Origin of the sequence: Alkalibacillus sp. S2W, from assembly GCF_046764385.1 — a bacterium.
Classification (GTDB): Bacteria; Bacillota; Bacilli; order Bacillales; family Alkalibacillaceae; genus Alkalibacillus; species Alkalibacillus almallahensis.
Genome location: NZ_CP177234.1, coordinates 2,687,233 through 2,710,627, shown reverse-complemented (window position 1 = coordinate 2,710,627; position 23,395 = coordinate 2,687,233). Strand labels below are relative to the sequence as shown.

The window sequence follows — 23,395 nt, the reverse complement described above, 5'->3', positions numbered from 1 at the left end:
TCTTTTATTATATAGTGATAAAAAGGGTTTAAACAAGGAGATGAAGCAGGATGAAAGAGTTATCTTTTGAAACGACATTAAGTTGGTCAGGTGCAGACGAAAATGGAGAGGGTACGTTAAATATAGGGGAAGAATCGGTTGTCGTCTCTGGGCCAGAGAATATGGGTGGTAAAGGCGTTGGTGCTAGTCCAGAAGAACTGTTAGTCAGTGCCATTGCAACTTGTTATAGTGAAACGTTATCGAGTTTATTAACGAATGAGGGTTTAACGTTTCAGACCTTAGCAATACAGGCAGAAGGTATTGTATCAGAATTGCCTAAAGATAGCAGTTTTAAAAGAATTACGATTCATCCAACGATTATTGGCGCTGACGAAGAGCATTATAATACGTATAAAGAAATTGCCTCAGATGCTCGGGATAAATGTTTTGTTGGCCAAGCCATTAAAGGAAATATGGAATACTTAGTCGGTTATGTTCACTTGGTTAATCAATTATTAGATCAGGCTCAAATCGATGAATTGGTCGAAACGTTTTATCAGCGTTTAATAGACATTCCGGCTTTTCAATCATTATTTCAAGAACGAGATGTTGATGTAGAGAAATTAAAGGAACGTCAAAAGACATTCCTTGCCCAAGTGGCGGATGAAGGCGAAGATCAAGAGGCGCTTTTAGAGCAAGTCCAACAACGTCATACGTTTGACACAAACTCTGAACGAAGCCAAATGTGGTTAGACACGATGCGTGAGACGTTACATGATATGGAGCTGTCTCCTGAACTTAGTGATCGATTTATGAATAAAGTAAACGATTTGTTTAGTCGCATGTGATGAAATGAGTTTTTAGAGAATTCAGACTTATTTTATGTTATAATGAGGCAACTAAAATAGACAGGAGGCTCGCCATGCTATTACCTGAACGGTTGTTGTTATTAGGAACAAGGCGTGAAAAAGGGACGATTCCTATGTCGGTGGCAACTCGGATGACTTATGGATTAGCAGGAGCTACATTAATGGAACTGGCTTTTCGCGAAAAGCTTGATATCAGTAAAAAGCAGCTGCATGTGGTCGATGCGGAACCAACAGGAATCTCATATCTTGATGATGCTTTAAACGAAATCAGACGGTCCAAGAAACCTCGTAAAGCAAAGCACTGGGTACAGAAGTTGGGACGCAAGAGGTTGCAGTTACAAGTTTATGAGCGTTTAGTTGAAGAAGGTGTCGTTCGTGATGACACACACCAATTCCTAGGTATTTTCCCAATGCGACGTTATCCAATTGAACAATCAGTGGTATTAGAAGAGCTCATGAGTGAGATAAAAGAAGCAACGTTTACAGAGGACTTGGAACAGTTAGAGGATTCCCGTATTGTATCTTTGCTAGGACTCATTTATGTTTCCGAGTTACGGAAATTCTTGTTTGCAAAAGAAGAACAGAAAGAAGCGAAAAAACGATTGAAGGCAATTATGGAAAGCGATGTGCTCGCACGGTCGGTTTCTGAAGCGGTGCAAGCCGTCGAAACAGCTGTGATGGGAGCTGTTGCAGGTGCGGCGGTTGCTTCTAGCTCCTCTTCATAATTGTACTAAGAAGTAGTTGAAGGAAATGATTATAGAAATGTTAAGCAATCTCTGAATAGTGAAAGCAAATTAATAACTAAAAAGAGTGAACAAAAATGAAGATCATTGCAGACCGTCATAAAAGTTTTGAATTAGAAGAACTACTTGAAAAGCCACTGTTTGCACATCTTGCAACGGTGGAAAATGATTTACCTAAAGACACGCCTTGTTGGTTTCATTGGGAAGATGGGCACTTATGGATCATAGGAACCCCATCTGATACGTTTCCAAATAGGATCAAACAACATCCAAAATGTGCCATTGGAATCATTGATTTTAATCCTCATACTGGCTTGGTATTGCATGCTGGTTTTAGAGGGACTGCAACAGTTGAACCCTTCGATGAAATCATTGCTAACAAGTTATTGGCACGTTATTTGGGACCAAACGAAACTGATTGGCCTCCACGCTTTAGACAGATAGATAGAAGTAGTGTATTGGTTAAGTTCAAGCCAGATACTGTGGTGGTTAGAGATCAATCTTACTCGTTACCAAACGACGGTGACGTCTACACATTTTAATGAACTAGAAAACAGGTAGATACGCTCTACCTGTTTTATTTTGTTCAAACAAAATTTTAAAATTGTTTGACAATAAACCGCTTACATAATATAGTGTGTGATGTATACATCATACATAGAGGTGGATGTTATGAGTAAATTTGATTTAAAACCCATTCAAAAAAACAAAACATCGAAAGAGTTAGTCTACGATGAGTTAAAAAGTGCAATCTTACACGGAACAATTCCTAAAGATGAATTAATTACGGAGATATCGTTGTCCAAATCATTTGATGTCTCAAGGACACCAGTCCGAGAAAGTTTGGCGGAATTAACGAAAGAAGGATTATTAGAACATGAACAGAGGAAGGGGTTCAAAGTAAGGCATATTTCTGAAAATGAAAAAGAACAGATTATTTATTTGAGGAAATCAATGGAGAAAGAAGGTGTTCGGAAGTTAGCTCCGATTATTACTGAAGAACAGATTCAAGAGCTTGATGATATCTTATCTGAACAGGAAGATGCGGCTCAAAATGATGATCGATTACGCAATATCGAGCTTGACCAAATGTTTCATAAAACAATACTAGAATTTGCCGAGCAAAATATGTTCAAAAAGATCTTTATCGATTTGCATAACTTAACGAGAGTGATTGGTCATGAAGCGTTGATGAAGCCGGGACGTATGGAAGAAGTTATTAAAGAACACCGAGCGATATTAGAAGGTTTACAAGAACAAGATGAGCATATAGCTATGGACAAGCTAGACTATCATTTAAGCAATACAGAAACGGTTGTTAAAAATATTGAGTAACAACTAGGCATGGAGGTATAAGGCATAATGTATCAATTCAACTTAAACTATCAAGGGGAAAAAACACCTGTCAATCTCTCGGAAGTGTATTGCATTGGCTACACAGGGCGTAATAAGGAAAAAACGTTAGAACATATTAAAGAGCTGAAAGAGATGGGAATCCCTGAACCAAGCCAAGTCCCAGCATTGTATCCGATTAGATTAACAAGCTTGAATCAACTAGGCCAAATGGATGTAATCGGTGGCAAATCAAGTGGAGAAGCTGAAATTGTATTGATTTTCGGTGACGAGACTTATATCACAGTTGGTAGTGACCATACCGATAGAGGTTTAGAAACAGTCGATATTAACAAGTCCAAGCAAGTTTGTGACAAACCATTCGCTAATGATGTTTGGAAATTATCAGATGTTCAAGATCATTGGGACCAACTAGAATTGTCATCTGACATTTATGTAGATGGTGAATGGGTTCCTTATCAGCATCATGATTTAACAGCAATTATTCCATACGAAGAAATAAAAGATTACTTGAATCAAAATGATGTGCCTTTGCAGGGGTCGATAGTATTTGCAGGCACGGTCCCTTTATTAGATGGTTTTAAATTCGGAGAGAAATTCAAGATGCGCTTGAAAGATCCAGTTTCTAATAAACAGATTGAAACTGAATATACCATTAACCAAATTGCAGGTGAATCATAATGAACTTCTCAGTTTTTCAAATGGATATAGCCCCAGGGGATCCAGAGGCAAACAGACAGAATCTTGTTAAATGGATTGAACGTGATGTTGAGGAAAATAGTCCAGACACAATTGTGATTCCCGAAATGTGGACGACAGCTTATACATTACCCGAATTAGAGGATATAGCTGATCAAGATGGTGAACCTACTATTTCATTCTTACAAGATTTAGCTCAAAAACACCATGTGAATATCGTGGGTGGATCTATAGCAAATAAAAAAGAAGGAGGGATTTATAACACGGCTGTGGTGATCAACCGTGAAGGTGAATTAGTTTATCAATATGATAAGGCGCACTTAGTGCCTATGTTAAATGAACATCATTATCTCACAGGGGGTGAGAAGGCAGCAGAGGTATTTGAATTAGATGGCGTCAAATTCGGTTTAATCATTTGTTATGACTTAAGATTTCCAGAACTGATTAGACCATTAGCTTTAGAAGGAGCTCAGGTATTATGTGTCGTGGCGGAATGGCCAGCTGCTCGTAGGAAACATTGGCGAAACTTACAAATTGCTAGAGCGATTGAAAATCAAATGTACGTCGTTTCGAGTAATCGAATTGGTGAATATGATGGTCAAGAATTTAGTGGTAATTCCATGGTTGTCGACCCATGGGGAGATGTTTTAGCAGAAGGTAGCAATAGTCAGGAAGAAACGTTAAGCCTAAGACTAGATTTAGAAAAGGTGAAAAAGGTTAGGCACGATGTTCCGATTTTCGATAGTCGGGTACCTGAAATTTATAAAAAAGATAGAGGAGTGTAGAAAATGAAGAAAGTACTTTTATTGTTATTATCAACAACTTTATTGATCATGGTTGCCTGCGGAAGCGGCGGTGAATCGGAATCTGGGTCTGATGATGGAGAATCAACTAGTATTAAACTAGCGCATTCGGGTTCTGAATCGCATCAGTATCAAATAGCTGCCGAAAAGTTTAAAGAGCTAGTTGAGGAAAAAACTGATGGTAGCGTTACGATTGAAATTCATGGAAATGCGACATTAGGTAGTGAAGGTGAAGCAGTTGAACAAGTGATGGATGGTTCAGTGGGTATGACGACAGTCGCTGCGGATAGTTCATTTGCCAATACAGTTGAAGAAATGAATGTTTTTGGTATCCCTTACTTGTTTGAGAACGAGGAGCATGTTTATAGCGTTTTAGACGGTGAAATCGGACAAGATTTATTGGATAAAACTTCAGAGTATGACATGAAAGGGTTAGGCTACTGGGAAGTAGGATTCAGACATTTAACGAACAATAAACGTGAAATTAATCAACCTGAAGATGTAGAGGGCTTGAAGATTCGTGTTCAACCTTCAGACGTTTGGGAAGAGCATATGTCAGCTTTAGGTGCTGAGCCGACTCCAGTTGATTTCAATGAATTATACTCTGCATTAGATCAAGGTGTAGTGGACGGACAAGAGAACCCATTACCGACTATTGATTCGATGAAATTCTATGAAGTACAGGATCATGTTGCTTTAACGTCTCATACTTATTCACCAGCGATTGTGGTTATGAATCAAGGAGTATTTGACGGCCTAAGTGATGAGCAACAAACAGCAGTCCAAGAAGCTGTGACTGAAACAACAGAATATCACAGAGAGACATTAGCTGAAAAAGAAGATGAGATTAAACAAAAGCTTAAGGATAATGGTGTCACGATTACTGAACCAAATCGTGAAGCTTTCCGTGAAGCAACTAAAGATGTAAAAGAAGCTGTATCAGACAGAGTTCCTGAGGATCTAATTAACCGTATCGAAGAAGCACGTAACTAATGAATTGAACTAGCTCCTACCAATTGAAAGCTAGGAGCTAGTTTCTTATCTTAATTGTCAATGAAATGAGGTGTTTCTATTGCTTAACAAAATAGATACCTTAATCTATCGACTTGTAGAAGTCATAGTTGCTATTACATTATCGACAACTGTGGTTGTGACGTTTCTACAAGTTTTGTTTCGCAAAGTGATCCAACAACCTTTGAGTTGGTCGCAAGAAGTCCTGATGATTTCGTTCGTTTATAGTATTCTGTTTGGTGCTGCATTGTTAATTTATAATAGTGGCCATCTGACAGTTGATTTATTTGAGGAAGCAAAAGGTATAACGATTAAAATATTAAAAGTGTTGGAGTTTGTCTTAGTTGGATTTACGATTATCTTTTTGATTATTTATGGAATTCAACTGGTACAAGACAATTTAGATTCTGGTCAAACATTAGGGTTTTTAGACATTCAAAAAGCTTATGTTTATTTAGCTTTACCAGTCAGTGCCATCTTAATGTTTTACTTCCATGTTAGGAAGGTGTTCAAATGATTTGGCTTGTTGTATTATTGTTTGCTCTTATACTACTTAGAATACCAATTGCTTTCTCGCTAATATTTGTATCGATTATAGGTATATTATTCAGCAGTCCTGATTTACTAATTAATGTACCTCGCAATGTGTTTAATGGGATTGACCAATTCACATTAGTCGCCATTCCATTGTTTGTTCTGGCTGGCGAGTTAATGACAAAAGGCGGCATTTCAAAACGCTTGATCAACTTCTCTAAAACAATTGTTGGTCCATTACCTGGTGGACTAGCAATGGTTGTGATTATAACTAGCGTTTTCTTTGCTGCATTAACAGGTACAGCCATAGCTGCAGCAGCGGCCATTGGTGGTATGATGATTCCGGAGATGAAGAAAGATGGTTATGATCTGCGGTTCTCATCAAGTCTAGTAGCATCAGCTGCAACGATTGGTCCTATTATACCGCCAAGTATTGTCCTCATCTTGTACGGGGTAATGGCCAATGAATCTATCGGTGACTTATTCATTGCTGGTGTCATTCCAGGGTTGTTAATGGGGCTAGGATTGATGGTCTATAGTTATTTCGTTGGTAAGAAGTATAACTATAGAGCTAGTGAAACGCGGGCTTCTTTAAGTGAAGTCTTACATGGATTCAAGCATGCTGTTCTTGCACTTATGATGCCAGTGATCATTATTGGTGGTATTGTATCAGGCATGTTTACGGCAACAGAATCAGGTGTGATTGCGGTTGTGTATGCTGTGATTATTGGCATGTTTGTATATAGGGAAATTTCGCTTAAAGATCTAAAACCGATTTTATTACAAACGGCCAAAACAACGTCTGCTATTGTTTTCTTAATTGGCGGGGCATCCCTATTCATTTGGTTCTTATCATTTAACCAAATTCCACAACAATTAATTAGTGCATTAGGAGTCGTCGCAGACAATCCGATTTTATTATTACTATTAATTAATGTCATATTGCTATTGGCAGGAACCTTTATTGATACGATTAGTGCGGTTTCCATTTTCACACCATTATTATTGCCACTCGTGGAACAAGCAGGTGTAGACCCACTGCATTTTGGTATTATTTTGGCAGTCAACTTAACCATTGGTATGGTAACGCCACCACTCGGGGTATGTTTATTCGTGACATCTTCCATTGCAGAAATTGGTGTGCCTAAGATGTTTAAGTTTCTCTTTCCACAAGTTGCGATATTAATCGTTGTCTTGTTAGTGATCACTTATATCCCAGATGTCATTTTGTTCCCGGTTGAGTTATTTAATAATTAGAGGTGTTGAGTGATGCGAAGTCCTAAAGAAATGAGAGACTTGTTTCGTAAGAACGAGCGTGTGATAACAACGAGTGATTTGTGTCCACATTATTTACAAACGAATCTCATCTCATTACCTTATGAGTATGCGTTTGACTTCTTGTTGTTTTGCAAACGTAACCCGAAAGCTTGTCCATTAATAGAGGTACTTGAACCTGGTCAAGTAGAGCCGGTTACAGCACTTGGTGCAGATATCAGAAGTGATGTGCCGAAATATCGTATCTATGAAAACGGTCATTTTTCAAAAGAAGTGCTTAACCTTCATGATGATTGGGACAAATCCTTTGTGACGTTTTTGATTGGATGTAGTTTCACATTTGAAAAGGCTTTGGTTGAACAAGGGATTCAGTTATTGCATCAAGAGCAACAAAGGGTCATACCGATGTACCGGACGACGATCCCGAGTCAGCCTGCTGGGAGGTTTGCAGGGAACCTCGTTGTTAGTATGCGGCCTTTAAAACCAAGTGAAGTCGATCAAGCTGTTGATATTACGGGTGAATTTAAAACTTCACACGGTTCGCCCGTTCATATTGGAGATCCCGCTGAGATAGGGATAGAAGATATTAATCAACCAGATTACGGAGAATCAGTAGATTTTGAAGATGACAGAGTGCCAGTGTTTTGGGCTTGTGGTGTGACACCTCAGAATGTATTAGAAAAAGCGAGTATTCCAATATTCGTAAGTCATGCCCCAGGGCATATGTTTATTACAGATAGCGTCGAACAATATAGATAAAATAGCCACTAATTTAAACTAGAACGCTTTTCTACTGAGAAGGTGTTCTAGTTTTTTATGACCAGTAACCATTCTACAAGTTACTAATCACCGAAATGATAATGATCGCGAGAATGAGAATGATCATACAACCAGGACTACCAAAGAATCCACGGTCAAACGTGTCATTTGAATTCTGGTTATCAAACATAACGAGCCTCCTAACCCTAGTTACCGTTTACTTTTATGTATTCATTATATATGATAAAGAAAATAGTTAGAAGTTATCGAGTATGAAAAAAGGGGGGGAGTTTGTTTGTGGACGTGTTTCAAGATTATTTAGCAAAGATTGATGATCCTAATCAAAAGAAACGAATGGAAACAGTGTTGAATTGGGTGAAGCAGACATTCCCGCAATTAGAACCAGTGGTCAAGTGGAATCAGCCAATGTTTCAAGATCATGGGACGTTTATTATCGCATTCAGTATGGCCAAACATCATATGTCTATCGCACCTGAACGTGTGGCGCTCGAACAATTTCTTGATGAAATAAAAGAAGCGGGTTATGAGACAACGAAAGAGCTGCTTAAGATTAAATGGAAAGATCCGATTGATTATCAATTACTAGAGAAGATGATTGCATTTAATATTGAGGATAAACGAGATTATACGAAATTTTGGCGGTAGACCAGTTTATCTAGGGCGACCTTTTTATGTTTTTTAGACATTATTGTATAAAGTGTCTATTTAACCGACACTCTCTGAAAGTTTGCTGATTGTGGTCGTGTGTCAACTTGATATAATTAAAGTGTAAGGATTATCACAATTATGAAATTTTCATAAGGAGGAATTGTCCATAGGTAAATTACAAGACAAAGTGGCGTTTATCACAGGTGGTGCATCAGGTATTGGTGCTGAATCGGCGCGTTTATTTGCGAAAGAAGGGGCTAAAATCGTCATTGCTGATTTAGATGATGAGAAGGGTCAAGCTGTCGTGGATGAGTTAAAAGGAAATGGTACTGAAGCGGCTTTTCATCAAGTGAATACGACGAAGGAAGATCAAGTTGTAGCAGCTTTTGACGATGCTGCGAAAGCTTTCGGCCAAATTGATATCGTCTTTAACAATGCAGGGATTGGCTCACAAGGTCCATCGCATGAACTAGACTACGACGATTGGCGTAAGACAGTCAGCGTTGATTTAGATGGTGTCTTTTTAGTGGCGCGTGAAGGCATTCGTAAAATGCGTGAAACAGGTGGCGGTACAATCGTGAATACAGCGTCCATGTACGGGCATGTAGGCGCTCCACAAACAGCTGCTTATAATGCAGCAAAAGGTGGCGTCGTTAACCTTACGCGTTCATTAGGTGTTGAATATGCTGAAGAAAACATTCGCGTAAATGCTCTCTGTCCAGGTTTTATTGACACACCAATTTTACCTCCAGAGAGTCGCGAAGCCTTAGCAGAAGCAACTCCAGTTAAACGTCTCGGACAACCAGAAGAAATCGCTAAGTCAGTTTTATTCCTAGCAAGCGATGATTCTTCCTTCATGACAGGCGCCAGTTTAATCGTCGACGGTGGCGTGACAGCGCAATAAATCTAAAAAAGGGAAATCTCATCTCGTATGAGATTTCCCTTTTTATATGACTTTTGATTCAGATGAATTCAATTTTACATCGCTTCTTTTATGCCTTTTTGAATAAGCCACCAATTTGCTGGATAACTGACTAAGAAACCAAGAATCATAGCAATCTGCATCATAAACCAAAATGTCGGTTCTACTGGAGTCGGTGGATTTGAGAAAAGTAAATAATGAACAACTGCCATCCACCCGAACATACCAATCTGGAAAGTGACTACTGACCAAGTATCGGCTTTAATTGCTGATTTAAAGGCATGGAATTTATGTTTGTTTTGTTGCATTGGATAAATAGCTAAAAATTGAAAGATAATGCCAAACAGATAAGCTAATATAAACTCAACTAAATAATGGGCGAATAGAGTCGACCCAGCAATGGTCATACCAGTCAATGCTACAATGGGAACACCTACGATGTCACCAAATGTACAACCGCCAGCACAATGACTAGCCGAAACAAATATCTTTGCTGATTGTTGACGTTCATCTTCTTGATTCGAGTCTTTCGCTTTTAATCGTCCCCATTTGAAATAGGTCCAGATCGCAAAAGGTCCAAAAAACCAGCCATTAATTGGCCAAACAATATTCATGATGGTCATCATTTGTGGATGTTTGAATACATCGACGGCGATAATAATAAATGACACTATGCCAATAATTAAAGCAATCCATGAAATGGTTGTTAACATAAGGGTATATCCCTCCTCTTAATCGGGATTTACCCTTTAGAAAATGGAACGAAACAGGTGCGATAAAATAGTAGTTATAGTTATCAATCCAACGTTTCATACCACTTGTGAACTGTATCGTTATCTTCATGATTAATAAATAATTGCTCATGTTTAGTAGCGATATAAAGAATAGGTTCGTGGTCGCCCCTTAGAAATAGTCGTGCAGATCCATATTGATCGACGCGAAAATGACCTTTTGCTAAGTTCTGAATCGCGAAACCATTCGTTCGAATTAATACATCAGGCATCTCCTCAAGCAACTGCACTTCTTCAATATCTGATTGTGACCATTCAACTCCATACAATCCTGATACGTTAAACTGTGTGTCGGTGATGGTGACTTGATTTGGTTGAAATGCCCAAATGGTAAGGCCAGTAATGCCAACGATTAACACAACAGCGATACTTCCTGTAATCCAGTATCCTCGCTTGCGCTTCGATTCAATTTCATAACGTTGAATCCAAACAATCCCAACTAAACTGTATAGTAATAATATGGAAAACCCAATTTCCATGCCGTATGGTATAGGCAAGAAGCCGACAATGAACGTCGCAAGCAAAATGATGAAAGTATGTAATAAATAGCGTTTAATTGCATCCGTGTATCCGTTTTGAATCAGTTGTTGTTGTTCTTCTTTTGAGCGATTTGCAAATCCATTGATTAGCGTGAAATCGTTTCGTTTATAAACGAGAAACGTTAAACCACCCATGATGATTAAAGTAAAGCCCATAACGATACTATAAATAATCATGCCTTCTGACACGGCCGACCACCTCTTACGTTATTTTATTGAAAACCGACAATATCAAATGAACGTTCGTTCCGATAATTATCTATTGCTCGTTTGATATAAGGAATCGTGTTGTCTGGAAGCTGATTGAGGGGGTGCCATGATAATTCATCACATTTGTGTGGCTCCATGTTGGTGATCTCGCCTTCCCAATCATGAGCCGTTAAGAAAAAGTCAATGCGCTCGTCACCTGACTGGCGGTGCATCACCCCAACCATGGAAAAGTGGTCATAAGGAACCGTGACGCCACCTTCTTCTAACACTTCTCGTTGCGCAGCTTGAATGACGTCTTCACCACCGTCTAAATGCCCAGCTAATACACTGTAATTCCCATCTTGATAACCGGTGTTATGACGTCTTAGTAACAGTACGTGATCATCTTGAATTAAAAATACATGAACAGCTGCGAGTAACGTAAAACGGTTTTTACTCATGAATATCACCTCTTACTACATTTTAACATGAGGTTATCTTTAGGAATGGTGGAAGTTGAAGAGAAATTTCAGACGATTAATTCCAATTCAGAAAAAGTTTAATGGACGATAAAAAGAAGGGGATTCTTCTGCCTAACTAGAATTAAAACTTTAAAAAGGAGTGAATCATATGGTTTTACAACGTATAAGTCTCGTGACAATCGGATGTCATGAATTACCGTTATTACGGCAGTTTTATCAGGATATGGGATGGGAAGAAACAGATCACGGCTATCAAGATTTTGCAACTTTTAAAACGGCTGGTGTCATGCTGTCGCTCTTTTCAGTAGAGGAACTTGCTAAGGAGTCGGGGTTGGAAGTCAGTCCACTATCACCAAATGTCTTCAAAGGAATAACATTTTCGATTAACGTTGATGAACCTCATCAAGTTGATGCGATCATTGAACAGGTGAAACAAGCAGGAGGGAGGGTGTTGAAAGAACCGAGTGGTGTATTCTGGGGTGGTTATTCAGCTAGTTTTACGGACCCTGAATATAACTTTTGGGAAGTCGCATATAATCCCGATTCAACATTTGATGAGCGCGGTGCTATGCTTACTTTATAATTCTAAATGTTTAGAAGAGACGTTGCCATTTTAGGTAACGTTTTTTTATTAAGCTCAAATAGGTTAAATGATTGTTCAGTAGAGATTTATTATGATTCATAAGTTGTGGAAGTGCGCCACCTAGCTATCTTTGGAAATTAGGCCTTTATAAAGATTGTGCTAATCTAAGAATCTAGTATAATGGAACTCAAAAGATGTCGAATTATCTGAAATCTTAAAAGGTGGTGTATGGATGGTCAACAAGAAAATCGTAGCTTCTTTTACAGTGGGGGCTGCTTTTGCGTCTACTGTTGTATTTGCGAGTGAAGCGGAAGCCTCTACATACGAGGTGCAATCAGGTGACTCATTATGGAACATAGCGCAGGATTATAATATTAGTGTACAAGTGTTAAAGGATATGAATGATTTAGACTCGAATACTATTCATCCTAATCAAACGCTAAAAACGAGTGAAGAGTCTGCTGATCAGTCAAATGACAATGATGTCGAATTGGTTACTGATTCACAGGATGAGGAGAGTGGCTCAAGTCAACATCATACGGTTGAACGTGGTGATACGTTAGGTGCTATTTCGAGTCAATATGGTGTCTCGCTTCGTGATTTAATGGATTGGAACGATTTAGATACGACGCTAATTTATCCTGGTGATCAGTTGAAGGTTAACGAATCAAGCAATGAAGAAAGCACCTCGAATGAAAGCTCTGATCAAAATGAGTCAAATAACGATTCTAATGATAGTCAATCAAGTAATGATGATTCAGCGACAACTCATACGGTAAACTCAGGGGATACACTTGGTAAGATTGCAGGAGAATATGGCGTCACGGTTGCCAACTTGAAATCTTGGAACAATCTATCGTCTCACCTCATCTATGTAGACCAAACATTAGAGGTGAAAGGCGTGGATAGCCAACCATCTGAGAATACGAGCGAACAGGAGAAGCCTTCTAGTGTCGATTACAATGTTTCGAAGTTAGTTAATGTAGCGACTGATATGGAAGGTGTAGGTTATCAGTGGGCAGGCAACAGTCCGAGTGGTTTTGATTGTAGCGGCTTTATTCAATATGCTTATAACCAAGCTGGTAAAGACCTTCAACGCCATTCGAGTGATGGTTATTATGATCGTTCGCATTATGTTGATGAACCTAAGATTGGTGATTTAGTCTTCTTTGAGGATACTTATAAGTCAGGTATTTCTCACGTTGGTATTTATTTAGGTGATAATGAATTTATCCATGCTGGTTCTGGTGGCGTAGAGATTACAAGTCTAGACAATAGCTACTGGAGTAAGCATTTTGCAGATTTCAAACGTTTCTACTAAGGGAAGGTAGCGTATTAATTCTTTAGGTGAAAGATTTGTTTTTAAGTTGTAAGTAATTCGGTTTTGAAGTACGAACGATACAGATGTTTTATAAAATGAATATTGCAGGTATTTTACCCCAAAAGTTAGAGTAAAAGCTCTAACTTTTGGGGTTTATTAATCGAAGATCCCTTATTATTTAATTGTTCCTTTTAGTTCATCAAAGACTATGATTAATTTTAATTAAAACTTTTCCTTTATAACTGCGGCTTTCAATTAGTTTATGAGCTTTTTCAACATCATTTAAATTGAACACTTGTGTAACAGGAAGAGTAACTTCATTGGAATCAAATAGCTTCAAGACTTTTTCTGCAACAGGTGCTAAACGTGCTGGATTATGCTTTCTAGTTGTTCCTAAACTAAACCCTTTAATAGTCCTGCAACTACTATGTACGTCGCTGGTTTTAAAAGTACCAGCTTTACCACTGCTATTGCCAAATTGGACAAGTGTTCCGAATAATGCTAAACAATCTAAACTATTATTGCTAATCTCACCTGCAACAGAGTCAAAAATAACATTAGCTCCTTGATCGTCCGTCAGCTTTAATACTTCCTGTGCGAATGTTTCATAAGTGCATACTGTATCAGCTCCTAATGCTTTCACATAATCTTCTTTACCTATATCTCCTACTGTACCGATGATGCTCTGGATGCCAGCTAACTTTGCTAATTGTACAAGCATTGAGCCCACACCACCAGCTGCACTATGTATAACAATGGTATCTGACTCTTGAACCTGGCCGATTTCATATAGAAGAATGTAAGATAAAACAGACACTGTTGGCATAGTTGCAGCTTTCTCAAGTGGGAGGCTATGAGGGATTTTAAAAACCAATTGTTCATTTGCTACTACATATTCTGCATATGAACCGTTTTTTGGAAAAGCTATTACCCTATCACCTTTTAAAAGTGTGGAATTAGATGGAGCTTCTTCAATTTTACCCGAAACATCTAATCCTAACATTAGGGGGAATTCATCTTTTCCTTTATTTCCTGTACGCTTTTTAATATCTGCATAATTCACACTCGAGTAGGCAACTCTTATTAAGACTTCGTTTTCACCTATCTTCGGTATTTCAACATCGGTGTATGTTAGTACATCTGCATCTCCATATTCATATTGAACCACGGCCTTCATTTTTTTCATTCCCTTCAATTGTTTAGAATCTAATATTATATTTTAGCTACATAATCGAACTTTTCATTATCACTTTTTAAAACAATAAGTTAAAACTTTTTTACGTATCTATTACTAATTTTTTCTGTTCTTTAATAAAGGTCAAATAAGCAAACCGTCATGCTATTTACTTAGTTATGCTAAAAACCTCATTAAGGGCGACGTTCCCAAGGTTCAATAACCCCAACAACATGATTTGACTTGTCATTTTCGATTGCTTCAACAACTCCTTCAGAAATCTCTTTGTTAGTTAGCCATCTTGAGTGGTTCTCCTCAAGAATGAAACCGAGTTGAATAGTGTGATAAATACAATTTTCGTGAAGGTTTATAGTCTTTTTTAGGTCCTCAGGATCAGTGCTACTCCCTAAAACATGAAATAAATCCCAATCATAAGCTTTGTTGGTTAATTCTTTAGTAATTATTTCAAGTCTGTTTTCTGCATTGGAATGAATCCAAGCTACAACAAGATCAATCTTACCGTTTATTTGATTAATCTCCTTTAGTTTGTATCTTAATTCTTTATCTTTTTTGTAATCAACTAATACTGGTGTGACATTGTGCTTGCCAGTTCTTTGAATTAAGTTTTCCATTTTACTGTTATCCCTTGCAATTACAGATACATGATAACTGTTCTTAACTAGCCAAATCGTTAAATCTGCTAACATTCCAGTACCACCAACTACCAATGCATGCTTCAATTGATCCACTCCCCAGTTTTTAAAATAGTTACTTTCATTAAAAAAAGAATTAAGTGAATATGAAAAGTATCCTCCTTAAAATTAGAATATACTTTTAAGAAAGAATATTCTTGCTGCAAATTGTCCTTTTTTACAACAATAATCAAACAGATTCTAATTAGCTTTATCCTTATAGTTGTCTCTGAGGTGGTTTAATTGTTTAAAAGGATTTGGAAAGATAAAAATATACGGTACTACTTACTTGGAGGAGGTACTTCTAAGCTTGGGGATGTTCTATCGGGGATGGCCTTTCTATTTTTGGCTTACGACTTAACAGGATCTAAAGTTCTTACAACTGGTATGGCAATTGCAGAAACATTACCCTATTTAGTGTTTGGCCTAATTGGTGGGGTGACAGCAGACTGGCTACCTAAGAAAAAATTATTAATTGTCTTAGATATGATCCGGATCCCTTTAATATTTTCCATTGTATGCCTGTTCTATTTAGAATTACTCTCCTACTCTTACTTGTTAGTTGTTAGTTTTCTTATTCAGAGTATTGGTTGCTTCTTTAATCCGACCCACAGAACGGTCTTGCCTATGATTACAGCAGAGGAAGAAAGAACTGAAGTAAACAGTTTGAATGACACCCTAACTAGAGGGGTGACTGTTTTAAGTCCATTTCTATCTGTTTGGCTATTAAACAGTTATGGAGCTATCCATTTCTTTACCCTTGATGCTTTATCATACGCAGTTAGTACATACTGTATTTCAAAGCTATATTTAAAGGAAAGAAAAAAGGTAGTTAACAAATCAGTTAAGAAAGTTTATAGTTCTATCGCAGAATTTGCCTATTGGGCTAAAACAAACACTAGCATAAGAAAACTCTTTCTTTTCACTTTTGTAACAGTTTTCTTTAACACATGGGTGTGGGAAGTAGGGCTTTTACTTGCGCTGAGTGAAATGAGTCGCGAAAGTGAAGAGTTGTACAGTATGCTCCAAGGAATTTTTGGAGGAGTGGTTATATTAACCAATATCATCCTACCAATATTCTTAAAGAAGATGACCCTACAGATCCATCTTATTGGGGCAATGATTTGGGGAATGGGGATAGCTTACTATGGTCTCTATTACGGTATAAACCACTTTTTTATTGGCAGCGCAATAGTAGCAATTGGGTTACCAATTGCTGGGCTATCACGCATTTACCTTATTCAATCACTCGTACCTGAAGATAAAATGGGGAGAGCTTTTAGCTTTAATGCAGTTTTATTGTATTTTTCCAATACGATTTCTTTAGGAGTCTACGGTTTTTTAGTATCTTTCGTTTCAATACAAAATCTAATGTTGTTTAGTGGTATTCTAATAATTATAAGCAGTGTTATAGGGTTATTATTTTCCGTGAATAGAACGAAATTGCGTCGGCGTTTTATTATAGATTTTTCGAAATAAATGATTGTAAGAAGACACACTATTAAAACCATGTTCAAGAGCAACTGTTAAAATTGTTTGCTCTGTAAAAATAAGTGCGTGTTGACTTTTAAATAAGCGATAGAGCTGAAGCCATGAATATGGAGATATACCAGTTTCCTCCTTAAATAAGTGAGCGAACTGGTATTTACTCATGCCTGCGACTAGAGACATCTGATCCAACGTCCAATCTTCCTGATAGCTTTCCTTAAGTGCGTCTAATACAAAATTAATATTTTGCTTACTAACTATCTTTGGAAACTGATTTTGGTGTGAACCAGAACCATATTGAAGCATTAAAATAGAAATTTGCGCTAAACTATTTTCAAGAAAAAGTTGGTTTGACATTGGATCAGAATTCTTGTTTATTATTAAGAACTCTCTTATGAATGATGTCCATTGTTGAATCTGGGGATGTCGGTATGAAAGCATAGAAAATTCAGGTTCCACCATTTTAAATCCTATTTGTTGTGCTGTCTCTTTTAGTAATGATGGTTGTATCTCAACTAGGAATTTTTCCTTTGTAGTCTTTAATTGTTTATGATCAATATTTGGGTTAAAAATGAAAAATTCATTTTGTTGGATAGAAACATCGCCTTGTTTTAATTGATATTCAGCTTGTCCATATGGAGAGAAAATAATTTTGTAGGAATCATCGTTTCTCCAGTCTCGTTCATGTAAGCGATCATGGCGCATAAGAAGAAGGCCATTATGGTTATTTAATATCATTTTAGTCCCGCCATTCCAAAATTATTATTCAATCATCCACTCTATAACCAATAGAGTTCGGTTTTTATATCCACTCTGCTTTAAAATTCAAATTTCTTAAATAACTCTTCAGCGATTTTCTAACATGATCAAGTAACAACCGTTTTTTATCTCATACTCTCGTTAGTGAAAGTATACTTAGTTATTAATATTGAAATTTAGACTTAAACTCGATTCATATGGTTGTCTTTAAAATTCGTTGGGTACTTTAATCCATATCCAATCATTCTATCCATTCCAATATGGGCCGACCATATTAAACCAATTGCTAAAGCTGTTTGATTCTCTAATAATAGCCCACAAAAGATAACTATAATCACTATGGTAAAAGTATGAAAAAAATTATAAAGCCTTGCACCAATCTTATTATTAATTAAATAACCAAGCATTGAAATATCTGGTGCTAACAATAAGATAAAAAATAATAGCCAACTAAATTGACTATATCCGTAAAAATAAAGACTTAATACAAGGAGTGCTAGACCTTCTATATGCAATAGGATTTTATTCAATTTCTCATCTCCCCCTAAAATATCATTTAATCAATATATTGTATTCTTCATTCCGTTAATACCTACTGTTACACTAACAACTGCCTTTATCGCAATAAGAGTTGCCGAAACGACAACCCCTTATTGCATTCTTGCGATTGTTAGTTGAAAAACATCTTTTAACTTATCTTACCATATATTTGCCAATAATTATAAAATTCACATAATTAAATTCATATTTTAGTGTACAATTTCAAATAAAAAAGTAGTTCAATTAAGGGTGCAAACTGTAAATTTGCACTCCAAAACTGAACTACTTAATGATCAATGCTACTTTTTTAATAGCTTTTATTTGTTTTTATTAACTGACGCATCATAAATGGAATTAACCGCTGCTTGTAGAGCGTCGTTGAATTGTTCTTTTGTTTGATTGACGTTTAGCTCTGTTACAAGGGCACGTGAGAAGCTTGCGATTAAACCGACATGGTCTTTAAGACGGTTGTTCGCTTCGTCGCGTGAATAACCACCTGATAGCGCAACAACACGCACAACATTTGGATGGTCGATTAATTCTTTGTAATGGTTTGGTTGTTCTGGGATTGTTAGCTTAAGCATCACGTATTGATCGTCGTTAAGTGCGTTTAGATGCTTAAGAATTTCGTCTTTAAGAATCTCTTCGCTCTTCAATTTGTCAGAACTGTTAATGTCAACTTCAGGTTCGATAATTGGAACTAAGTCAGCTTCAATAATTTGTTTACCGACTTCGAATTGTTGGTCGACAACAGCTTTGATGGCTTCTTCATTTGGTTCATGAACGACAGAACGCATTTTCGTACCGAAGATATTGCGCTCATTGGCACGACGAAGTGTTTCGTCTAAGTCATGAATTGGCTTCATAAGCTGTACGCCGTTCTCTTTGTCAGCTAGTCCTTTGTCGACTTTTAAGAAAGGAACGATGCCTTGGCTTGCTAGGTAGTCCGCTGTGTATTGTCCTTCAATTTCCCGGTCCATCGTCTGTTCGAACAGAATAGCACCAAGGATTTGCTCTGTGTTAAAAGCTGGTGATGTGATGATACGAGTACGCATTTGGTGTACGAGGTCGAACATCTCATTCTCGTTTGAATATTGATCTTCTGTGACGCCATATCCTGCAAGTGCTTTAGGTGTACTGCCACCACTTTGGTCAAGTGCTGCAATAAACCCTTGCCCGTTTTTCATTTTGTCAAAATGCTTTTGATTCATGTTATTCACTCCTAAAATACATAATCTTGACTCACATACTTTCATTTTAACATTGAATAGCTTGAAATGGTACGAGTAAGGTTCGAACTTTCGGCATTTTTTCGTAATTTTATTGTATCATTGTTTGCTTTAGACAAAAAATAGCATGTTTCATAGTATTTGAATGGGATTAATCATCATTTCTTGTTATGATAATAAAGTAGTTATAATTTTATGACAATACAAGGTGTTTACTGAAGGGGGACAGGCGATTGATTACGTTTGAACATGTATCTAAGCAATTTGAAGATGGTACATTGGCTGTTGATGATATGAACTTCTCTATTGAGAAGGGTGAATTTTTCGTTTTGATTGGTCCGAGTGGCTGTGGCAAAACAACCTCACTTAAAATGATGAATCGGCTTATTCCATTGACGGAGGGGACGATTTTTGTCGATGGGAAGCGGATCAGTGATTATGATATTAATGAACTTCGTTGGAATATGGGTTATGTTTTACAACAAATTGCACTATTCCCTCATATGACGATTGAAGAAAATATTTCAGTAGTTCCTGAGTTAAAGCAGTGGAATAAGGGTGATATCCAGTCTCGTGTAACGGAGTTATTACAGATGGTGGGTCTATATCCTGAGACGTATCGCTATCGTTATCCCCATGAATTATCAGGTGGCGAACAACAGCGTGTCGGCGTGATAAGGGCACTTGCAGCTGATCCTGATGTGATCTTGATGGATGAACCTTTTAGTGCGCTTGATCCCATCAGTCGAGAGAAGTTACAAGATGACTTGATTGAGTTACGTAATCAAATTAATAAGACGATTATTTTCGTGACGCATGATATTGAGGAAGCAATGAAGTTGGGTGATCGGATTTGCCTTATGCAGGAAGGTCAAATGGTGCAATTAGGAACGCCGCATGAATTATTGACTGACCCAGCGAATGATTTTGTTAGGCAGTTCGTGGGAGCACCAGAAGGGCTTGAAGTTGGCTTTGATTTGCGCAACATGGTTGAACCTGTTGAGTTAAGCGGCGAACCCTCTCATGTGATTGATGTGGATGCGACATTAGAAGAAACGTTGAGCGCATTATCACAAGATGAATCTATTTATGTCCAAGACGAGCAAGATGTTATAGGTTTAATTAATCGCCAACATATGATTGACTACGTGGCTTCATCCTTGAATGAAGGAGGAGAACGTCATGAGTGAATTGTGGAATGTATTTCAAAATAGGCAAGGTGAGTTGTGGCAGGCATTAATCGAACATATTCAAATTTCGCTTATTGCTTTGTTTTTCGCCGTGTTAATTGCGGTGCCACTAGGGATTTATTTAACACGGAAAGGGCGTATCGCTGAGCCGATTATTGGTGTAGCGGCCGTAGCGCAAACAGTGCCGTCCTTAGCGTTACTTGGTTTATTTATTCCGTTGTTTGGGATTGGAAAAGTACCTGCTGTGATTGCTTTAGTTTTATACGCATTATTACCGGTGTTGCGCAATACATATACCGGGATTTTAGAAGTGGATCGTTCATTAATTGAAGCGGCGACTGCCATGGGGATGAATACGAAGAAACGGTTAATGAAAGTCGAACTTCCTATTGCGTTGCCCGTTATTATGGCTGGTATTCGTACTTCAATGGTTCTAATAGTTGGGACGACAACGATTGCTGCTTTAATTGGAGCAGGCGGTTTAGGTGACTTAATCTTGCTCGGGATCGATCGTAATGATACTGCGTTGATTGTTTTAGGAGCGATTCCAGCGGCGTTACTAGCTTTACTTTTCGATCGTTTATTACGCAAAATGGAAACTTTATCATTCAAACAGTCGATCATTACTATGATTGTGATTGTGTTAATCTCTCTATTATTTATTGTCGTACCATATGTGACAGGCCAAGATGATGATACGATCGTGATTGGTGGTAAGCTTGGTACTGAACCAGAGATTTTAATTAATATGTACGAGTTATTAATTGAAGAAGATACTGATTTGAATGTTGAACTTGAAACAGGTTTAGGAAAAACATCATTTGTATTTAATGCTCTAGAAACAGGCAGTATTGATGTGTATCCAGAATTTACGGGTACAGCATTATCACAGTTCTTAGACGAAACAGCTGATAGTAATGATGCACAAGTTGTCTATAATCAAGCACGTGCTGGTTTGTTAGAAGAGTATGACCTACGTTTCTTAGAACCAATGGCGTTTAACAATACGTATACGCTAGCGACGACGCAAGAGTTTGCGGATGAATACAATTTAGAAACAATTTCTGATCTGCAATCGGTAGAAAATGAGATTGAAGCTGGGTTTACACTAGAATTTAGTGACCGACAAGATGGTTATCTTGGTATTCAAGATGTGTATGGTCTGGAGTTCCCTGATGTTACCACGATGGAGCCTCAGCTTCGATATACAGCAATTGAAGAAGGCGATATCAATTTAATGGACGCTTATGCGACAGATGGCGAGTTAAGACGTTATAACCTCGTCGTCCTAGAAGACGATCAAAATTTATTCCCGCCATATCAGGGAGCGCCGTTATTGCGTGCGGAAACGCTGGACGAACATCCAGAATTAGAAGAAGTCTTAAATCAACTTGGAGGTAAGATTTCTGGTGATCAAATGCGAGAAATGAATTACCAAGTCGGAGCGGAAGGACGAGCAGCAGAAGAGGTTGCCCGTGAGTATTTAGTTGAAGAAGGATTGTTAGATGAGTAAGAGGAGGTCGTGATATGAAACAATCAGCCCAAACGATTATTGATCAACTCGGATTGGAGCCTCACCCAGAAGGGGGCTTTTTCCGAGGGACTTATCAATCGGATTTGACGACAGATGCAAGTGGTGCGGAAAGATCGTTATATACGAGTATTTATTTCTTATTACGCTCACAAGACGTTTCTCATTTTCACCGTTTGCAGTCTGATGAACTATGGTATTTTCATGGCGGAAGTCCACTGTATGTGCACACGATTAGTCCAGATGGCGAGTATCAGAAGCATAAGCTCGGTTTGGATTTGGAGAATGGTGAAACGCCACAGTTATTAGTCCCGAAGCACACGATTTTCGGCTCGTCAGTCGTGGAAGGTGATACGTATTCGCTTGTCGGCTGTATGGTCGCACCAGGATTTGATTTTGCGGATTTTGAATTGTTTAATGAAGCGGACTTGTTGGAGCAATATCCAGAGCATGAGGACGTGATTAAGTGGTTAACGCCTGAAGAATAAAGGAATGACAAGCACCAGAATGATGCATGATTACTGCATCGTTCTGGTGTTTTTATTAAGAAGACTTTATATTGATCAACTTTTTCAAACATATGTCTAACGTCATTCTATTTAATAGATAAAAAGCGTATCAGTTTTTCGGAAGCATACGTTTGATCATTCTAATTTGACCACGATGACTGATTTCGTCCTCAAATACGTGGAACCAAAGGAAGTAATTATTATAAGGAACTCCATTTCCCCATTCCTTTTCCTCGTATAACCAATCATCGTTTAACTCTTTGAAGCGTGTTAAAGTTTTCTCTCTGACTTTAGATAATTCATCAATATAATAATTGATAGTATTTTTATTAATTGTTTTTCTAGCATCATCACCAAGTACTAATGCAGACTTCCATTTTTTCAGTTCTTCTTCATTAATATCTCGGTTTTCAAAAGATATAACCTGATGTACAAATTCAATTGAGGCGATATGAAGCAAAAGTGAACCTATAGTATTGGAGCTTTCCTCTACCAAATAATCCAAATCTTTTTCACTAAGATCCTTTATTTCTTGCAATGTAACTGCTCTTGTATGCTCTAACATCGATGCAAGTTCACCAATCTTTGGAGAGAAGTTTCCAATGTTTTTAATCCGATAATCAATCACACAATTACCTCCCATCAAGTCTATATAAAGTTTATCAATAAATGGAAAAAAATAAAGTCTGATATTTTATGGAAATTAATGTTATGATGTAATTAGATTCAAAAAAGGTAGCTTTATTACAAGCTACCTTTCAG

27 protein-coding genes are annotated in these 23,395 nt (G+C 37.7%); 18 read left to right on the top strand and 9 right to left on the bottom strand.

Annotation, left to right across the window (positions count from 1 at the left end; all coding sequences use genetic code 11):
* Positions 1 to 50 precede the first annotated feature (50 nt).
* The 12 genes from ACKXGF_RS13990 (at position 51) to ACKXGF_RS13935 (ending at position 9,598) form a co-directional block, all read left to right on the top strand.
* Complete coding sequence (locus ACKXGF_RS13990; protein WP_411954305.1) at positions 51 to 827, top strand: OsmC family protein; 777 nt, start codon at positions 51 to 53, stop codon at positions 825 to 827.
* A 74-nt stretch (positions 828 to 901) separates the two neighbouring features.
* On the top strand, positions 902 to 1,573 hold the full coding sequence (locus tag ACKXGF_RS13985) for a GOLPH3/VPS74 family protein (RefSeq protein WP_411954304.1): 672 nt from the start codon (positions 902 to 904) through the stop codon (positions 1,571 to 1,573).
* Positions 1,574 to 1,668: 95 nt separating this feature from the next.
* Positions 1,669 to 2,133: a pyridoxamine 5'-phosphate oxidase family protein gene (locus ACKXGF_RS13980; RefSeq protein ID WP_411954303.1), complete on the top strand. Its 465-nt coding sequence runs from the start codon at positions 1,669 to 1,671 to the stop codon at positions 2,131 to 2,133.
* Positions 2,134 to 2,263: 130 nt separating this feature from the next.
* Positions 2,264 to 2,926, top strand: coding sequence for a GntR family transcriptional regulator (locus ACKXGF_RS13975; protein WP_411954302.1), 663 nt, complete (start codon positions 2,264 to 2,266; stop codon positions 2,924 to 2,926).
* A 27-nt stretch (positions 2,927 to 2,953) separates the two neighbouring features.
* Positions 2,954 to 3,625 carry a DUF2848 family protein gene (locus ACKXGF_RS13970; RefSeq protein WP_411954301.1) on the top strand — a complete coding sequence of 224 codons (672 nt, stop codon included), beginning with the start codon at positions 2,954 to 2,956 and terminating at the stop codon, positions 3,623 to 3,625.
* A complete protein-coding gene (locus ACKXGF_RS13965; RefSeq protein WP_411954300.1) occupies positions 3,625 to 4,428 on the top strand; it encodes a carbon-nitrogen family hydrolase in 804 nt (267 codons plus the stop codon). The genes ACKXGF_RS13970 and ACKXGF_RS13965 overlap by 1 nt, the downstream gene beginning before the upstream one ends.
* A 3-nt stretch (positions 4,429 to 4,431) precedes the next feature.
* Positions 4,432 to 5,439, top strand: a complete 1,008-nt coding sequence (locus tag ACKXGF_RS13960; RefSeq protein ID WP_411954299.1) for a TRAP transporter substrate-binding protein — start codon at positions 4,432 to 4,434, stop codon at positions 5,437 to 5,439.
* A gap of 79 nt (positions 5,440 to 5,518) precedes the next feature.
* On the top strand, positions 5,519 to 5,974 hold the full coding sequence (locus ACKXGF_RS13955; RefSeq protein WP_411954298.1) for a TRAP transporter small permease: 456 nt from the start codon (positions 5,519 to 5,521) through the stop codon (positions 5,972 to 5,974).
* Positions 5,971 to 7,248 (top strand): TRAP transporter large permease, encoded by a 1,278-nt coding sequence (locus ACKXGF_RS13950; protein ID WP_411954297.1) that lies wholly within the window; start codon positions 5,971 to 5,973, stop codon positions 7,246 to 7,248. The genes ACKXGF_RS13955 and ACKXGF_RS13950 overlap by 4 nt, the downstream gene beginning before the upstream one ends.
* A gap of 12 nt (positions 7,249 to 7,260) precedes the next feature.
* The gene (locus ACKXGF_RS13945; RefSeq protein ID WP_411954296.1) at positions 7,261 to 8,025 is read left to right on the top strand and encodes a putative hydro-lyase; all 765 of its coding nucleotides are present in this window, start codon (positions 7,261 to 7,263) and stop codon (positions 8,023 to 8,025) included.
* Between the two features lie 297 nt (positions 8,026 to 8,322).
* On the top strand, positions 8,323 to 8,691 hold the full coding sequence (locus ACKXGF_RS13940) for an iron chaperone (RefSeq protein WP_411954295.1): 369 nt from the start codon (positions 8,323 to 8,325) through the stop codon (positions 8,689 to 8,691).
* A 169-nt stretch (positions 8,692 to 8,860) separates the two neighbouring features.
* Complete coding sequence (locus ACKXGF_RS13935; protein ID WP_411955602.1) at positions 8,861 to 9,598, top strand: SDR family NAD(P)-dependent oxidoreductase; 738 nt, start codon at positions 8,861 to 8,863, stop codon at positions 9,596 to 9,598.
* 74 nt (positions 9,599 to 9,672) lie between these two features.
* On the opposite strand, the gene ACKXGF_RS13930 is transcribed toward ACKXGF_RS13935, so the two are convergent.
* The 3 genes from ACKXGF_RS13930 to ACKXGF_RS13920 form a co-directional block, all read right to left on the bottom strand.
* Positions 9,673 to 10,329 carry a DUF4396 domain-containing protein gene (locus tag ACKXGF_RS13930; protein ID WP_411954294.1) on the bottom strand — a complete coding sequence of 219 codons (657 nt, stop codon included), beginning with the start codon at positions 10,327 to 10,329 and terminating at the stop codon, positions 9,673 to 9,675.
* An 83-nt stretch (positions 10,330 to 10,412) separates the two neighbouring features.
* Positions 10,413 to 11,135 carry a DUF3784 domain-containing protein gene (locus ACKXGF_RS13925; protein WP_411954293.1) on the bottom strand — a complete coding sequence of 241 codons (723 nt, stop codon included), beginning with the start codon at positions 11,133 to 11,135 and terminating at the stop codon, positions 10,413 to 10,415.
* 23 nt (positions 11,136 to 11,158) lie between these two features.
* Complete coding sequence (locus tag ACKXGF_RS13920) at positions 11,159 to 11,596, bottom strand: NUDIX hydrolase (protein WP_411954292.1); 438 nt, start codon at positions 11,594 to 11,596, stop codon at positions 11,159 to 11,161.
* A gap of 169 nt (positions 11,597 to 11,765) precedes the next feature.
* On the opposite strand from ACKXGF_RS13920, the gene ACKXGF_RS13915 reads away from it, so the two are divergent.
* Both ACKXGF_RS13915 and ACKXGF_RS13910 read left to right on the top strand, forming a co-directional pair.
* Entirely contained in the window at positions 11,766 to 12,200 is a 435-nt protein-coding gene (locus ACKXGF_RS13915) for a VOC family protein (protein ID WP_411954291.1), read from the top strand.
* 232 nt (positions 12,201 to 12,432) lie between these two features.
* Positions 12,433 to 13,521 carry a LysM peptidoglycan-binding domain-containing protein gene (locus tag ACKXGF_RS13910; RefSeq protein ID WP_411954290.1) on the top strand — a complete coding sequence of 363 codons (1,089 nt, stop codon included), beginning with the start codon at positions 12,433 to 12,435 and terminating at the stop codon, positions 13,519 to 13,521.
* 199 nt (positions 13,522 to 13,720) lie between these two features.
* Here ACKXGF_RS13910 and ACKXGF_RS13905 read toward each other — a convergent pair whose 3' ends face one another.
* On the bottom strand, positions 13,721 to 14,707 hold the full coding sequence (locus ACKXGF_RS13905; protein ID WP_411954289.1) for a quinone oxidoreductase family protein: 987 nt from the start codon (positions 14,705 to 14,707) through the stop codon (positions 13,721 to 13,723).
* 182 nt (positions 14,708 to 14,889) lie between these two features.
* Positions 14,890 to 15,444 (bottom strand): short-chain dehydrogenase, encoded by a 555-nt coding sequence (locus ACKXGF_RS13900; protein WP_411954288.1) that lies wholly within the window; start codon positions 15,442 to 15,444, stop codon positions 14,890 to 14,892.
* A 186-nt stretch (positions 15,445 to 15,630) separates the two neighbouring features.
* Between ACKXGF_RS13900 and ACKXGF_RS13895 the strand changes: the two genes are divergently transcribed.
* A complete protein-coding gene (locus ACKXGF_RS13895) occupies positions 15,631 to 16,866 on the top strand; it encodes an MFS transporter (protein WP_411954287.1) in 1,236 nt (411 codons plus the stop codon).
* Here the strand turns inward: ACKXGF_RS13895 and ACKXGF_RS13890 are convergent.
* From ACKXGF_RS13890 to ACKXGF_RS13880, 3 genes are all read right to left on the bottom strand, one after another.
* Positions 16,807 to 17,613 (bottom strand): helix-turn-helix transcriptional regulator, encoded by an 807-nt coding sequence (locus ACKXGF_RS13890; RefSeq protein ID WP_411954286.1) that lies wholly within the window; start codon positions 17,611 to 17,613, stop codon positions 16,807 to 16,809. The two genes, ACKXGF_RS13895 and ACKXGF_RS13890, sit on opposite strands and share 60 nt — an antisense overlap.
* Before the next feature lie 203 nt (positions 17,614 to 17,816).
* Positions 17,817 to 18,164, bottom strand: coding sequence for a DUF4260 domain-containing protein (locus ACKXGF_RS13885; RefSeq protein WP_411954285.1), 348 nt, complete (start codon positions 18,162 to 18,164; stop codon positions 17,817 to 17,819).
* A gap of 327 nt (positions 18,165 to 18,491) precedes the next feature.
* Positions 18,492 to 19,385, bottom strand: coding sequence for a fructose bisphosphate aldolase (locus tag ACKXGF_RS13880; protein ID WP_411954284.1), 894 nt, complete (start codon positions 19,383 to 19,385; stop codon positions 18,492 to 18,494).
* 251 nt (positions 19,386 to 19,636) lie between these two features.
* Here ACKXGF_RS13880 and ACKXGF_RS13875 point away from each other — a divergent pair, with 251 nt between their 5' ends.
* Genes ACKXGF_RS13875 through ACKXGF_RS13865 form a run of 3 tightly spaced genes read left to right on the top strand, consistent with a single transcriptional unit; the run spans position 19,637 to position 22,612 of the window.
* Positions 19,637 to 20,593, top strand: a complete 957-nt coding sequence (locus ACKXGF_RS13875) for an ABC transporter ATP-binding protein (protein WP_411954283.1) — start codon at positions 19,637 to 19,639, stop codon at positions 20,591 to 20,593.
* Positions 20,586 to 22,106: an ABC transporter permease/substrate-binding protein gene (locus ACKXGF_RS13870; RefSeq protein ID WP_411954282.1), complete on the top strand. Its 1,521-nt coding sequence runs from the start codon at positions 20,586 to 20,588 to the stop codon at positions 22,104 to 22,106. The genes ACKXGF_RS13875 and ACKXGF_RS13870 overlap by 8 nt, the downstream gene beginning before the upstream one ends.
* 14 nt (positions 22,107 to 22,120) lie before the next feature.
* Positions 22,121 to 22,612: a cupin domain-containing protein gene (locus tag ACKXGF_RS13865; RefSeq protein WP_411954281.1), complete on the top strand. Its 492-nt coding sequence runs from the start codon at positions 22,121 to 22,123 to the stop codon at positions 22,610 to 22,612.
* 130 nt (positions 22,613 to 22,742) lie between these two features.
* Here the strand turns inward: ACKXGF_RS13865 and ACKXGF_RS13860 are convergent, their stop codons facing one another.
* On the bottom strand, positions 22,743 to 23,261 hold the full coding sequence (locus ACKXGF_RS13860) for a DinB family protein (protein WP_411954280.1): 519 nt from the start codon (positions 23,259 to 23,261) through the stop codon (positions 22,743 to 22,745).
* Positions 23,262 to 23,395: the final 134 nt, after the last annotated feature.

What these genes read in the sequence shown, in the direction of transcription:
- ACKXGF_RS13990 (WP_411954305.1), top strand. Translation starts at nt 51, where the DNA reads ATGAAAGAGTTATCTTTTGAAACGACATTAAGTTGGTCAGGTGCAGAC.
- ACKXGF_RS13985 (WP_411954304.1), top strand. Translation starts at nt 902, where the DNA reads ATGCTATTACCTGAACGGTTGTTGTTATTAGGAACAAGGCGTGAAAAA.
- ACKXGF_RS13980 (WP_411954303.1), top strand. Translation starts at nt 1,669, where the DNA reads ATGAAGATCATTGCAGACCGTCATAAAAGTTTTGAATTAGAAGAACTA.
- ACKXGF_RS13975 (WP_411954302.1), top strand. Translation starts at nt 2,264, where the DNA reads ATGAGTAAATTTGATTTAAAACCCATTCAAAAAAACAAAACATCGAAA.
- ACKXGF_RS13970 (WP_411954301.1), top strand. Translation starts at nt 2,954, where the DNA reads ATGTATCAATTCAACTTAAACTATCAAGGGGAAAAAACACCTGTCAAT.
- ACKXGF_RS13965 (WP_411954300.1), top strand. Translation starts at nt 3,625, where the DNA reads ATGAACTTCTCAGTTTTTCAAATGGATATAGCCCCAGGGGATCCAGAG.
- ACKXGF_RS13960 (WP_411954299.1), top strand. Translation starts at nt 4,432, where the DNA reads ATGAAGAAAGTACTTTTATTGTTATTATCAACAACTTTATTGATCATG.
- ACKXGF_RS13950 (WP_411954297.1), top strand. Translation starts at nt 5,971, where the DNA reads ATGATTTGGCTTGTTGTATTATTGTTTGCTCTTATACTACTTAGAATA.
- ACKXGF_RS13945 (WP_411954296.1), top strand. Translation starts at nt 7,261, where the DNA reads ATGCGAAGTCCTAAAGAAATGAGAGACTTGTTTCGTAAGAACGAGCGT.
- ACKXGF_RS13930 (WP_411954294.1), bottom strand. Translation starts at nt 10,329, where the DNA reads ATGTTAACAACCATTTCATGGATTGCTTTAATTATTGGCATAGTGTCA.
- ACKXGF_RS13920 (WP_411954292.1), bottom strand. Translation starts at nt 11,596, where the DNA reads ATGAGTAAAAACCGTTTTACGTTACTCGCAGCTGTTCATGTATTTTTA.
- ACKXGF_RS13915 (WP_411954291.1), top strand. Translation starts at nt 11,766, where the DNA reads ATGGTTTTACAACGTATAAGTCTCGTGACAATCGGATGTCATGAATTA.
- ACKXGF_RS13910 (WP_411954290.1), top strand. Translation starts at nt 12,433, where the DNA reads ATGGTCAACAAGAAAATCGTAGCTTCTTTTACAGTGGGGGCTGCTTTT.
- ACKXGF_RS13905 (WP_411954289.1), bottom strand. Translation starts at nt 14,707, where the DNA reads ATGAAAAAAATGAAGGCCGTGGTTCAATATGAATATGGAGATGCAGAT.
- ACKXGF_RS13890 (WP_411954286.1), bottom strand. Translation starts at nt 17,613, where the DNA reads ATGATATTAAATAACCATAATGGCCTTCTTCTTATGCGCCATGATCGC.
- ACKXGF_RS13880 (WP_411954284.1), bottom strand. Translation starts at nt 19,385, where the DNA reads ATGAATCAAAAGCATTTTGACAAAATGAAAAACGGGCAAGGGTTTATT.
- ACKXGF_RS13870 (WP_411954282.1), top strand. Translation starts at nt 20,586, where the DNA reads ATGAGTGAATTGTGGAATGTATTTCAAAATAGGCAAGGTGAGTTGTGG.
- ACKXGF_RS13865 (WP_411954281.1), top strand. Translation starts at nt 22,121, where the DNA reads ATGAAACAATCAGCCCAAACGATTATTGATCAACTCGGATTGGAGCCT.